The organism is Hymenobacter polaris (genome assembly GCF_012927305.1).
GTDB classification, from domain to species: Bacteria; Bacteroidota; Bacteroidia; order Cytophagales; family Hymenobacteraceae; genus Hymenobacter; species Hymenobacter polaris.
In genome coordinates this window covers 810054-822259 of the sequence record NZ_JABBGH010000001.1, presented here as the reverse complement: position 1 = coordinate 822259, position 12206 = coordinate 810054, and the positions used below count along the sequence as shown (strand labels likewise).

Below are 12206 nucleotides of genomic sequence, written 5' to 3'. Positions count from 1 at the left end.
CCCTAGGCCGGGCCTACTCGGGCTTCTTTTCCATGGGGCGCCAGTCAAGCTCGCCGCCCGGCTTGCGGCGCAAAAAGTACGTATCCTCGTCTTCCTGCATCTTGCCAAAGGTGAGGTCGCCCTTGCAGTCCTTGCACTTAATGCTGGTGTACTTGAACTTGCCCTGGGCCACCCGGCTGGTCAGGTCGAGGTTATCGGAGCCGCAGAGGCCGCAGGCCCCCACGTCGGGAAAGCTCAGGCGGTCGTACTCGGCCACCACTTCGTGAAAGTTTTTGCCCTCCACCGTGAAGTGGAACTGGCGGCGCCCAATGCGCTTGGTAGTCATTAGCTGTAACATGGCGTGCGTCGGTTGAATGACGGCTTAAAGATACGACAACCGATTATATTTGCCAATATTTTTAGAAATATTTAGCCAATCATATTAGATTTCTATTGTCTGGGGAAAGTTAAAAGGTCGGCGAAACTACTGCTAACCTTTAACCCCAGGCCCCTACTGCTGGCTGAACCGCACTACCTGCCCGGCCCCGCCCGCCGCGGGCCGCACCACGCACTGGTAGGTGCCGGGCGCCAGGCCGCGCGCCGGCAGCCGCAGCGGCACCGGGGCCGCGCCCGGCGGCACCAGCTGCTCGGCCACCAGCGCGCCGCGCGCATCCACGATGCGCACGCGCAGGGCCTGGCCGCGCAGCGCCGGCGGCAACCCCAGCAGCAGCTCGCTGCCGCGGCTGGGGTTGGGAAACACGCTCAGCGTTTCGGTAGGGGGCGCGGGGGCGGCCGGCGTGGCGGCCAGCGGCTGGCCGGGGTGCAGCAGATTGTAGGCGGTGGTGAAGTCGGGAATGCCGTAGCCCAAGGTATTGTCGGGCGCCGCAGCCTGCGAGCCCGCGCGCGTGAGCGCCGCAATGACTTGCTGGGCAGTGAGCGTGGGGTTAGCCTGCCAGAAATCGGCCACCAGGCCCGCCAGCTCGGGGCAGGCGTAGGAGGTGCCGTTGCCCCGCACCACGGTGCCCACGGGCGTGAGCACGGCCGAGGCTACGCCCATGGCCGCCAGCGTGGGCTTTATTCGCCCATCGGCCGTGGGCCCGTACGAGCTGAAGCCCGCGTGCTGGCGCAAGGAGTCGACGGCGCCCACCGTGATGATGCTGTCGGCGTCGGCCGGCACCCCGATGTAGTGCCAGGCGTTGCCGCCGTCGTTGCCAGCCGAGTTGCACACCACCATGCCCACACGCGCCGCCCCCAGGGCCGCTAGGCTGCTGATGGCCGTGCGCCCGTTCAACTCGGCGTAGGTGTGCGAGAGGGCGGGCTGGTCGAAGGTGGTGTAGCCCAACGACGAGCTGATAACGTCCACCCCCACCGAGTCGGCGTACTCGGCGGCGGCCAGCCAGTTGGCTTCCTCAATGGGATACTCGCTGTTCACGTCCTCCGTGATGCAGAGGTGGAAGGTGGCCCTGGGGGCGGTGCCCACGTAGGTGCCCGGCAGCTCGCCCGCTATCAAGCCCAGGGTGGCGGTGCCGTGGCCGTTGCGCAAGTACACGCTGGTGCCGCCGTCCACGAAGTTGCGGGTGCTGGCCACCCGGCCCTGGGTTTGCAGCGCCTGCAAAGCGGCCATTTGGTTGACGCCCGGAAAGCCGGCGTCGAACACCGCCACCTGCATGCCCTCGCCCCGGAAGCCCGCGCCGTGGGCCGCCACGGCGCCGATGAGCTGGTTTTGGGCGTAGGCCGCGCCGTAGGTGGCGCGGGCCTCGGTGGTGCGGGCGGCGGGCGGGCCGGGCAGCACCGGCGGGGCGGCCCTAGGGGCCACCGGGGGCAGCAGGCTCAGCGGGCGGCCGCTGCGCACCGCCGGCAGTTGCAGCACCTGGGCGTAGGTGGCCGAGTCGCAGCTGAGCACGGCCCCGTTGAGCCAGCGCGTGGTGTAAAGCACCTGCGGGCTACCGCTCACGGCCCGCACCTGGGCCACGTAGGCAGGGGTCACGGGCAAGTCGCGCGGGCGCACGGCAATGCCCTGGCGCTGGCGCCGGGCCAGCGCCCGCGCCGACAAAAACTGCTGCGGCCGGGCCACCGAGTAGGGCGAGTTGGCTTTGTCTTGAAAATAAACCAGGTAGCGGCGCGGCGCCAGCGTAGTCGTTTGGGCCTGGGCGCGCGGCAAGGCGCCTAGGCCCCCTACCAGCAGCCAAGCCAGCCAAATAATACGTTTCATGCAGGTAGTCAGTGAATCGCTTGTGTAAAAAGGCAGCGAGCGGCCCTCGCCCGCCCAGCGCTGGGCGCGCCCGCTGCCGCTAAGGTGCCACCCCAAGCCCGCGCCAAGCCGCAGCGGGGTTAGCCGGCCCCTACAGCGTGCCGGTTTCGAGCAGGGTTTCGCGGCGCGAGGTGCCGTTCTGGATGCTGCTGGTGGGGGTTTGCTGGCCGCCGCTGCCGGTCGTGAACAGCTCGTAGTAGTAGCGGCGGCGCAGCACCGGGCCGGTGCCCAGGGCAAACACCTGCTGGTAGCCGCTGCGCCGGTAAATGCCGTCGTTCAGGCCCACGGGCAGGATGTCGAGCACCGTGGCGGTGGTGGCGTACGCTTTGGCGGCCGCCGGGCCGGCGGCGGGCGTGGTGTAGGCCCCGCCCACGCTGGGCCCGTAGCGCCGCGTCAGGTTAGTCACGGTATCGACGAACTGGTAGGTGGCGGCCTGGCCGTTGACGGTGAGGGCGTACTGGTTCCAGCCCTTGCCAGCCACGGGCGGATAAATCATTTCCACGGTGCGCACGTTGCTGCGCGTCAGCAGCAGGGCCCGCGGCAGGGGCTGCACCACCAGCACGCTGTCATCCGTCCAGGCGGCGCTGGCGTCGGCGCGGCGCGAGCGCACCAGGCGGTAGGCGGGCAGCCCGGCGGCGTCGCTAAACTGCTCGCTCACGCGCTCGCGCAGCTGGTACTGGGTGGTAGTCACCTTACCGGCCTTCCAGGTCGAGTCCTGCACCACGTAGCTGCGGTAGGCGCCCAGCGTCAGCGGGTAATAGTCGCTGTAGGCAGGCACTACCACCGACTCGTGGCGGCAGCTGCCCAGGGCCAGGGCCGCCGCGAGGCCCGCTGCCCCTAGGGCCAGTACCCGGCCGGTAAGCCTATCTGCTGTGCTAAAACGTCGAATCATACAAAAGAATAACGGCATAAAAATACCTTGCTAGCGGGTGCACGCACCGGCTAGCAAGGTACTAACGCCCGGTCGCAACTGGGCCGTATGCGCGGGCGGGTGGTGTTACGCAGGCGCGGTCGCCCTCCGCGCGGACCCCACCCCCTAGCCCCCTCCCCTCCGGGAGAGGGGGCTAGGGGGTGGGGTCCGCGCGGAGGGCGACCGCGCCTGCCCAACGTCCTATTTTAACTCCCTAGGCCAGTGCGGCCACCCCGGCCGCTGGCGCTGGTGCTTCGCCAATGACGTGGCGCGTAATCCAGCCGCCGCCCAGCACATCGGCTCCGTCGTAGAAGACGGCGGCCTGGCCGGGCGTAACGGCGTGCACCGGCTCGGTGAAGTAGAGGCGGATGTGGTCGGGACCATCTTGCTCAAGCAAGGCGGGCGTGCCGGCGTGGTGGTAGCGCACCTTCACCACGGCCGGCACCAGGCCGCGCCCTTCCAGCGAGGCCAGCTTGCCCAGGTTGAGCTTGTGCACGGTAGTGAAGGAGGAAGCCAGCTCGTCGTAGTTGCCCAGCACCACCTCGTTGGTATCGGGCCGGATGGCCACCACGTAGGCCGGAAACCCAAGGGCAATGCCCAGGCCCTTGCGCTGCCCGATGGTATAGAACGGGTAGCCCTCGTGCGGGCCCAGGTCGCGTCCGGCGCTATCCACGAAGCGGCCGCCGGCCACGCGCTCATCGAGGCCCGGCACCCGGCGACGCAGGAAGCCGCGGTAGTCGTTGTCGGGGATAAAGCAAATTTCGTAGCTCTCGGGCTTGTTCACGAGGGCCGTGAAGCCGCGGCGGCGGGCCTCGTCGTAAATCTCCGACTTGCGCAGCTCGCCCAGCGGAAACAGCGTGCGGCTCAGGCTGGCCTGGCTCACGCCCCACAGCGCGTAGCTCTGGTCTTTGTTTTCGTCGAGGCCCTTGCTCACCACGTAGCGCCCGGTTTCGGCGTCGTGCCGGATGCGGGCGTAGTGGCCGGTGGCGATGAACTCGCAGCCCAGCATGTCGGCCCGGCGCAGCAGGGCGTCCCACTTAATGTGGGTGTTGCAGAGCACGCAGGGGTTGGGGGTGCGGCCGGCCAGGTACTCCTCCGTGAAGTTGTCGATGACGTAGTCGCCGAATTCCTCCCGAATGTCGATGATATAGTGCGGGAAACCCAGGCGCACGGCAATGTCGCGGGCATCGTTAATGGAGTCCAGCGAGCAGCAGCCGGTTTCCTTCTTCGAGCCGCCGGCCGTGGCGTAGTCCCAGGTTTTCATGGTCATGCCCACTACTTCGTAGCCGGCTTCGTGCAGCAGCACCGCGGCCACGCTCGAGTCGATGCCGCCACTCATGGCCACGAGGACGCGGCCTTTCACTTGGTTGGTGTTCATTAGCTTGGCAACCCACCCTAGGGAGGTGAACGTTCCGGCTGGGGCCAGCCGCAAAGATACGGCGCCCAAACCAGCCGGGGCCCGCGGGCCAGCAGCAGGCTGCGCGCGGCCCGATAGCCGGCGGGGCGCGGGCGGCGGCCAGGCGGCGCCGGGCCGCCGGGCGGGGCCAGTTGCCGTATTTTGCGCCCGTCGGTGCCAGCTCGCGCGGCCCGGCGCAGTTTCTCGCTTTTTCCTATTCGCCCCATGGTCCCCAATTCCACCCTGTTTGTGCACCACGTCTTGTTCTACGCCCCGGCCGGCGCCAGCGCGGCCGACCAGGCCCAGCTGCTGGAAGGCCTGCAGCTGCTGCGCGGCGTTCCCAGCATTAAGCTGGCCCACATCGGCACGCCCGCCGCCACCGACCGCGCCGTCATCGACCGCAGCTACACCTACTCCTGGCTGTGCTTCTTTGCCAGCGCGGCCGATGAGCAAAGCTACCAGCAGCACCCGCTGCACGAGGAGTTTCGGCAGCGCTACGCCCGCTACTGGGAGAAAGTCGTCATCTACGACGCGGTAGGGCCCGCGTTGTAAGGCTGGCCGGGCCGCTCGCGACCGGGCTTTCCTACCCTGGACTAACCACAACAGCCTTTAATATGATGGCTTTCTCGTCCTGCTGGCGCTGGTGGGGGCTGCCTGCGCTCCTAGGCGTTGCTGCGGTCTTGCCCCTGCCCGCTCGCGCCCAGGCGCTCTATGCGCCCACGTGGTCGTCGCTCGACCAGCGCCCCGTGCCGGCGTGGTTCACCGAGGCCAAGTTTGGCATCTTCATTCACTGGGGGGTGTATTCGGTGCCCGCCTACCGCCCCGTCAGCCCTAGGCCCTATGAAACCTACGCCGAGTGGTACGGGGCCGACGTGTACGGCAACCCGGCGCTGCGCCAAAGCTTCCACAACAAGAATTACGGCCCCTCCTTCACCTACCGCGACTTCGGCCCCCTGTTCCGGGCCGAGCTGTTTGACCCCGCCCGCTGGGCCGACTTGTTTGCGCGCGCCGGGGCCCGCTACGTGGTGCTCACAGCCAAGCACCACGATGGTTACTGCCTCTGGCCCACCACGGCGCCCTACAAGCAGGATTGGAACAGCGCCGCCGTGGGCCCCCACCGCGACCTGGTGGGCGAGCTTGCCCAGGCCGTGCGCGCCCGCCACCTGAAGATGGGCCTCTACTACTCGCTGCTGGAGTGGGAAAGCACGCCAACCAGCCGCCGCCCGAGCGGCTACTACCTGCCGCCCGCCGACGTGGCGCGTCACCAAATACCCGAGAGCCAGTACGTCGCGCAAAACTCACTCTACCAGCTTAAAGAGCTGGTGACCCGCTACCAGCCCGCCCTGCTCTTTGCCGACGGCGAGTGGGACTACCCCGCCACCTACTGGCGCAGCCCCGAGTTTCTGGCCTGGCTCTACAACTACGCCCCCAACAAAGACGAGGTGGTCGTGAACGACCGCTGGGGCCAGGGCACCCGCGGCCAGCACGGCGGCTACTACACCAGCGAGTACGCCAGCGACGACGCGCACGTGGGCCCCGCCCACGCCTGGGAGGAGAGCCGGGGCATGGGCGAGTCTTACGGCTTCAACCGGGCCGAGAACATCAACGACTACCGCACCTCAGCTCAGCTCGTGCAGCAACTCATCGCCATCGTGAGCCGGGGCGGCAACCTGCTGCTCAACATCGGGCCGGCCGCCGATGGCACGATTCCCGTGCTCATGCAGGAGCGGCTGCTCGACATCGGCCAGTGGCTGGCCGTCAACGGCGAAGCCATCTACGGCACGCACGCGTGGGCTCCCCCCGGCGCGCCCCTACCCGGGCCGCAGCCCCCGGCGCTCTACTACACGGCCAAGGGGCGCGACGTGTACGTGCTGGCCCCGCGCTGGCCGCCGGCGGCTTTTGTAGTGGCGGGCGTGCCGGCCCGCCGCCACCCCACCGTGACGCTGCTGGGCAGCCCGGTGCCCGTTAAGTGCCGGCGCCGGCGGGGCCAGTTCCTCATCCAGCCGCCCGCCCTTACGCCGGCGCAAGTGCCGTCGCCGTTCGCCTACGTGTTTAAAGTGCACAACGCCCTGCCCTAGGGCCCAGCCCGCGCCGGCTAAGGGGTTACTGATAGCCAAAAAGCCCGTCATGCTGAGCTTGTCGAAGCATCTTGGCTGGCGGGTGTCGTGCGGGTGTCGCCCTGCCAAGATGCTGCGACAAGCTCAGCATGACGGGCTTTTTGGTTACCAGACATGCTCTTCAAACTATTCTAGCCTACCGTTAACAGTTCCTAACACGCTTGGCTGTTTCGCGCCCTGGGGTGGCCCTAGGTGGTAGCCGGCCGCGCCCATGCGCCTGCCTTACTTTTGCGCTCGCTTGCTACCATTTACCCACGCACCCATGCTTGCCCTTCCAGTCCTCGTTCGCGGCATTAATAACCTTTCCGACGCCCGCTATTGCGCGGGCATGGGGGCCCAGGGCCTCATCTTCACCCTCGACCAGCAGCTGCCCGGCGCCCTCGATGCGGCCACGGCCCGCGAGCTGGCCGGCTGGGTGGCCGGCGTCGATATCATCGGCGAGTTTGGGCACGTGGCCGGCGCCGAAATCAACCGCCTGGTGGAAGAGTGCGACTTGTCGGGGGTGCTGCTGCGCCTCGACCGCGGGCGCCCGGCCTGGCCCCAGGGCCTGGCCGTGCCGGTGCTGGTAGAAGTGCCCGAAGTGGTGCTCACCCACCCCGACCACCTGGCGGCCACCCTGGCCGACCTCACGGCCAGCTTCCCGGCCGGCTTTGCCCTGTTTGGCGAAGCCCCGCGCCCCTACGCCACCGACCGGGCCTACTACCACCAGCTGGCCCGCCAGGCGCCGCTCTGGCTGGCCGCCCCCGCCGACCCCACCCAGGCCGCCGACACGGCCCAGCAAGTGCACCCAGCCGGCCTCATCCTCAGCGGCGGCGACGAGCTGAAACCCGGCCTGCGCGACTTCACCGAGCTGGAGGCCGTATTTGAGGCCCTGGAAGAAGCCTAGGGAATTACCGAGTATCAAGTAGCAGTAGGCTTTAGGCAGTAGGCTCGCCATGACAAATGCCTGCCACCTAAAGCCTACTGCTACTTGATGGCTGCTAACTGACTACCCCAACCGGAAGCGCACGTACTTGATGGGCACGCCCTGGGCCCGGTACTTACCTTCGAAATGCGTCTGAATGGCCTGGGCGGCGGCGAAGGCGGGGTCGGTTTCGGCGTACAGGTCGCGGGTGGCTACCTCAATGGCGGCGCCGGGCCGGGTGGCCAGCACCTCCAGCGTGTAGTCGAACAGGCCCGCGCTGTCGGTTTTGAGCTGGGCCACGCCGCCGGGCGCCAGCAGCGCCTGGTAAAGGTCGAGGAAGCGCGGGGCGGTGAGGCGGCGCTTGATGTCGCGGTCGCGGGGGCGCGGGTCGGGGAAGGTTATCCAGATTTCACTTAGCTCGCCGGGGGCAAAGTGCGCGGCCAGCTGGTGGGCCAGCAGGCGCACGAAGCCCGCGTTGCGCAGCCCCAGGGCCTCGGCGCGGGTGCTGCCCCGCCAAATGCGCTCGCCCTTGATGTCGAGGCCCAGGAAATTCTGCTCGGGATGAAGCTGGGCCAGGCCCACCGTGTACTCGCCCTTGCCGCAGCCCACTTCCAGCACCAGCGGGTGGTCGTTGCCAAAAAACTCGGGGCGCCAGCGGCCGGCCAATTGGCCGAAGGTGGGTTTGCCCGGCTCCACAATGTCGGGGCGGGTGGCATTCTCGGCAAAGCGCTGGAGCTTGATGCGGGGCACGGCGGGCGGGGGAATTTATTGCAAAAACGGGCCGCAAAGCTACGCCTAGGCCTTGTCTTGCGCCGCTGCGGGCGGGGCCGCTTCGTTTTGAGCGGCCTCCACGCTGCGGCTCACGTACTTGCCTACCACCACGCCCACCACAAACACGTCGTAGAAGTGCCCGGCCAGGCCCAGCAGCACGGTCGCCTTGCGCGCCACGTTGGTGAGGGGCACGATGTCGCCGAAGCCCACGGTGAGCAGCGTGGTGAAGCTGAAGTAGTTGAGGGCCTGCACGCTGGTAGGCCCCACCGGCACCCCCGCAAACGCGTCGGCCTGAAAGAAGGTGATGGCGATAAACAGAAACATGCCCACCATGCCCAGCAGCACGAAGCCGCACATGCTGGCCGCCAGCAACTCGGCCGTCACGCGGCCAGCCGAGAGCAGCTTGCGAAAAATCTGCAGGGTGATAACCAGGCAGAACACGCTGTAGGCCAAACCCGTGAGGCTGCGCAGCGCCGCCCAGCCCCACACCTGCACGCCCGCCTCGAGGGCCGCCGCCGCCAGCAGGCACAGCAGCAGTAGCCAGCGCCGCCGGGCCGAAAATACCAGCACGCCCACCACCATATTTTGCAGCACCAGCGCCGTAAACAGGAGCGGGTCGGCACTGGCTGGCGCGAAGCCAGAGCCCAACACCAGCGCCAGCAGGCTGACCAGCAGCAGCTTGTAGTGGTGGCGCGCCAGCCTAGGGGCGTAGCGGTGCAGAAAGCTGGTATCGGCGAGGGGCAGCAATGGGCAGCGGGCAGGTGAGGCCGCAAAAGTAGCCGCCCGGCCGGGGTTGCCTAGGGCCTGAAGTAGCCTTAGTCAACCCCGGCCGGGCCTATCCAACCTGCTCACTATAGCCCTGCGCCCGCCGCCAGCGGCCCTAGGGGGTTTCGTACAGCTCGGCCACCTCGGCCACCACGAAGGTGCTGCCCCCAATAAATACCAGGTCTTCGGGGCCGGCCGCCGCGCGGGCCGCCGCCACGGCCGCCGCCACCGGCCCGTAGGCCCGGCCCACCAGCCCCACCGCGGCCGCCCGCGCGGCCAGCTCGTCGGCCGGCAGGGCCCTGGGGATGTCGGCCTGGCAGAAGTAGTAGGTGGCCGTCTGGGGCAGCAGCGCCAGCACAGTGCCCACGTCCTTGTCGTTGACGGTGCCCAGCACCAGGTGCAGCGCGCGGTGCGGCACCCGCGCCAGCTGCGCCAGCACCAGGCGCAGGCCGCCCTCGTTATGGGCCGTGTCGGCCACTACCAGCGGGCGGTGGCCCAGCACGCTCCAGCGCCCGCGCAGGCCGGTCAGGCGCGTCACCTCGGCCAAGCCCTGGCGCAGGGCGGCCTCGGGCACGGGCAGGCCCAGCGGCCCCAGGGCTTCCAGCACGGCCAGTACGCCGGGCAGGTTCAGGCGCTGGTAGTCGCCGGGCAGGCCTAGGGTCACGTCGCGCAGCCAAGGCCGGTACTCCCGGGTGATGTCCACCACCTGGCTGGCCGCGCCGGTCAGGGCCGGGTCGGGCTGGCTGGCGGCCAGCCGAGCCTCCCAGGTCTGGTCGGCAAACCAGAGCGGACTACCCTGCTGCTGAGCCTTGGCCTTGAACACGTCGGCTACCTCGGGCTGGCTCTGGCTGACCACCACCTGGACGCCGGGCTTGATGATGCCGGCTTTCTCACCCGCGATTTCGGGCAGCGTGTCGCCCAGCATCGCCTGGTGGTCGTAGCTGATGTTGGTGATGAGCGACACCAGCGGGGTGATGATGTTCGTTGAATCCAGCCGCCCGCCTAGGCCCACTTCCACCACGGCCACGTCGACCTGCTCGGCGGCGAAGTAGTCGAAGGCTAAGGCCACGCACATCTCAAAAAACGACGGCTGAATGGTGTCGAACAAGTCGCGGTGCTCGGCCACCCAGCGCACCAGGTAGTCGGGCGCCAGCTCCTGCCCGTTCACGCGGATGCGCTCGGTGAACTCGCGCAGGTGCGGCGAGGTATAGAGACCCACCTTGTAGCCCGCGCTTTGCAGCACCGCCGCCAGCATATGCGAGCTGCTGCCCTTGCCGTTGGTGCCCGCCACGTGCACGCTGCGAAACCGCCGCTCGGGGTGCCCTAGGGCTTCGGCCAGCGCCTCGGTGTTGCCCAAGCCTTTCTTGAAGCCCGCTGCTCCTACCCGCTGGTACATGGGCAGTTGCGCGTACAGCCAGGCCAGAGTTTCAGAGTAATTCATCGTGTTTATTAGTTGCTCAATTAATATCGACAATGATTAAAAACGTCATGCTGAGCTTGTCGAAGCATCTCTACCGAACAACCCCTAGGGGCGCGGGAGAGATGCTTCGGCAAGCTCAGCATGACGTTCATGGTTTGCACCTTCTACTAGCGTATACTTAGCGCACCGAATACCGGAAATTGTAGTAGCCAGTGGCCCCGCCGTCTTTGCCGTTGATATTGCGGAAGGAGGCGTTCTGCAGCGCGTTGCGCACGGCCTGGGCCTGCTCGGGCGAGATGCTACCCGACACCCGGGTGACCGATACCACCTCGCCATCGTTGTTAATCACGATTTTAAAGCGGGCCACGCCGGGGTTGTCGTCGATTTTGGGAATGTCCGGCACGTTGTCGATGGCCCAGCCGCTCATTTCGAGGCCGCTGCCGCCGCCGCTGCCGGCGCGCGAGCCGCTGCCGCCGCTGCCCGGCTCGCCGTACAGGGCCTTGGCGTTGAGCGAGCCCCTAGGGTCGCCCTGGTCGCCCACGGTGCCGGGGTGGTCGCCGTTGCTGTTGCCAGTGGGGTTGTTGCTGGTGCCGGCCACGCCGTTGCCGCCGGGCGTGCCGGTGGCGCTGCCCTTGGGCGTGTACAGGGTGCGGGGCTGCTCGCGGGGCCTAGGGGTAGACGCGGGCGGCGTTTCGGGGGCGGGCTGGGCGGCTTTGGGGCTGGGCTTGGCTACGGGCGGCGCGGTGGCGCCCGCCTCCTCAGCGTCGCTGGTAATCACCTTGGCTTGCTCGGCGGGCGGCGGGGGCGTGGCCACGGTGCGCGGCTGCGCGGGCTGGGGCGTGGGCCGGGCGGCGGCGGGCGGGCGCGAGTCCTCGCGGCTGCGGGAGGCGTTGGCGGTAGCCATCGTTTGCACGTCGCCCCCGCCGGCCTCGTCAAGGCCGTAGTTCAGCTCCACGCCGTCGCCGCCCATCAGCTCGAGGGGTGGGTTGGGGCCGTTGAAACGCAGGAAAAAGCACAGCAGCCCCAGCAGTAGCATTATCGCGGTGGTGATAAGCAGTGCCTCGCGCCGGTGCTCTTCGGGATAATCCAGGGCCATCTTTTGGAGTTATGAAGTATGAACTTAAAATTATGAATTCAGAAAATATGAATTGTTTCAAACCCAATTCATAACTCATAATTTCTACTTCATAATTTACCCTTGCTGTGCCTGGGTGGCCATGACCATGCGGATTTTCAGGCGGTTGCCAATTTCCAGCACATCCACCAGCTTCTGCACGTTCAGCGAGTTATCGACGCGCAGCACGACGGTGGGCAAGTCCAGGTTTTCCTGCTGAATGAGCGCTTTCAGCTCGGGCTCGAGGGTGGTTGAGGTCACCGGCTTCTTGTTCACGAAGTACTCGCCGGCGGCGTTAATGCTCACCGTAATGGGCTGCTTCATCACCTGCTTAGTGCTCTTGGCGTTGGGCAGCAGCAGCTTGATGACGTTGGGGTTCACCATCGTGGACACAATCAGGAAGAACAGCATCAGGAAAAACATGATGTCGTTCATCGAGCTGGTTTCGACGTGCGAGCTGGAATGACGGCGGCGCGAGAGGTTCACGTTGTTGAATGTGGAAATTTGAAAATGTGAGAGATGCAAAGAATGAGTACTTAGTGCACGCTGTAGCACCTAGCCCATTTTTTACATTTTTTC

Annotated in this window: 12 protein-coding genes; 3 read left to right on the top strand and 9 right to left on the bottom strand. The window is 67.0% G+C overall.

Annotation, left to right across the window (positions count from 1 at the left end; translation table 11 throughout):
- Nucleotides 1-13: 13 nt before the first annotated feature.
- From HHL22_RS03505 to mnmA, 4 genes are all read right to left on the bottom strand, one after another.
- The gene (locus HHL22_RS03505) at nucleotides 14-337 is read right to left on the bottom strand and encodes a hypothetical protein (protein WP_169529574.1); all 324 of its coding nucleotides are present in this window, start codon (nucleotides 335-337) and stop codon (nucleotides 14-16) included.
- Nucleotides 338-490: 153 nt separating this feature from the next.
- Nucleotides 491-2191: a S8 family serine peptidase gene (locus HHL22_RS03500; RefSeq protein WP_169529573.1), complete on the bottom strand. Its 1701-nt coding sequence runs from the start codon at nucleotides 2189-2191 to the stop codon at nucleotides 491-493.
- A gap of 130 nt (nucleotides 2192-2321) precedes the next feature.
- On the bottom strand, nucleotides 2322-3122 hold the full coding sequence (locus HHL22_RS03495) for a hypothetical protein (protein ID WP_169529572.1): 801 nt from the start codon (nucleotides 3120-3122) through the stop codon (nucleotides 2322-2324).
- A gap of 232 nt (nucleotides 3123-3354) precedes the next feature.
- On the bottom strand, nucleotides 3355-4518 hold the full coding sequence (gene mnmA, locus HHL22_RS03490; RefSeq protein ID WP_169529571.1) for a tRNA 2-thiouridine(34) synthase MnmA: 1164 nt from the start codon (nucleotides 4516-4518) through the stop codon (nucleotides 3355-3357).
- 243 nt (nucleotides 4519-4761) lie between these two features.
- Here mnmA and HHL22_RS03485 point away from each other — a divergent pair, with 243 nt between their 5' ends.
- The 3 genes from HHL22_RS03485 to HHL22_RS03475 all read left to right on the top strand — a co-directional run bounded on the left by HHL22_RS03485 (nucleotide 4762) and on the right by HHL22_RS03475 (nucleotide 7539).
- Nucleotides 4762-5088: a Dabb family protein gene (locus HHL22_RS03485; RefSeq protein WP_169529570.1), complete on the top strand. Its 327-nt coding sequence runs from the start codon at nucleotides 4762-4764 to the stop codon at nucleotides 5086-5088.
- A 128-nt stretch (nucleotides 5089-5216) separates the two neighbouring features.
- On the top strand, nucleotides 5217-6614 hold the full coding sequence (locus tag HHL22_RS03480) for an alpha-L-fucosidase (RefSeq protein ID WP_206680682.1): 1398 nt from the start codon (nucleotides 5217-5219) through the stop codon (nucleotides 6612-6614).
- 301 nt (nucleotides 6615-6915) lie between these two features.
- Nucleotides 6916-7539, top strand: a complete 624-nt coding sequence (locus HHL22_RS03475) for a beta/alpha barrel domain-containing protein (RefSeq protein WP_169529569.1) — start codon at nucleotides 6916-6918, stop codon at nucleotides 7537-7539.
- Nucleotides 7540-7641: 102 nt separating this feature from the next.
- Here HHL22_RS03475 and trmB read toward each other — a convergent pair whose 3' ends face one another.
- The 5 genes from trmB to HHL22_RS03450 form a co-directional block, all read right to left on the bottom strand.
- Complete coding sequence (trmB, locus tag HHL22_RS03470; protein WP_169529568.1) at nucleotides 7642-8307, bottom strand: tRNA (guanosine(46)-N7)-methyltransferase TrmB; 666 nt, start codon at nucleotides 8305-8307, stop codon at nucleotides 7642-7644.
- 45 nt (nucleotides 8308-8352) lie between these two features.
- A complete protein-coding gene (locus HHL22_RS03465) occupies nucleotides 8353-9075 on the bottom strand; it encodes a potassium channel family protein (RefSeq protein ID WP_169529567.1) in 723 nt (240 codons plus the stop codon).
- A gap of 133 nt (nucleotides 9076-9208) precedes the next feature.
- Nucleotides 9209-10534 carry a bifunctional folylpolyglutamate synthase/dihydrofolate synthase gene (locus tag HHL22_RS03460; RefSeq protein ID WP_169529566.1) on the bottom strand — a complete coding sequence of 442 codons (1326 nt, stop codon included), beginning with the start codon at nucleotides 10532-10534 and terminating at the stop codon, nucleotides 9209-9211.
- A 157-nt stretch (nucleotides 10535-10691) separates the two neighbouring features.
- Nucleotides 10692-11609, bottom strand: a complete 918-nt coding sequence (locus tag HHL22_RS03455) for a hypothetical protein (protein WP_169529565.1) — start codon at nucleotides 11607-11609, stop codon at nucleotides 10692-10694.
- Between the two features lie 96 nt (nucleotides 11610-11705).
- Complete coding sequence (locus HHL22_RS03450) at nucleotides 11706-12152, bottom strand: ExbD/TolR family protein (protein WP_241737958.1); 447 nt, start codon at nucleotides 12150-12152, stop codon at nucleotides 11706-11708.
- Nucleotides 12153-12206: the final 54 nt, after the last annotated feature.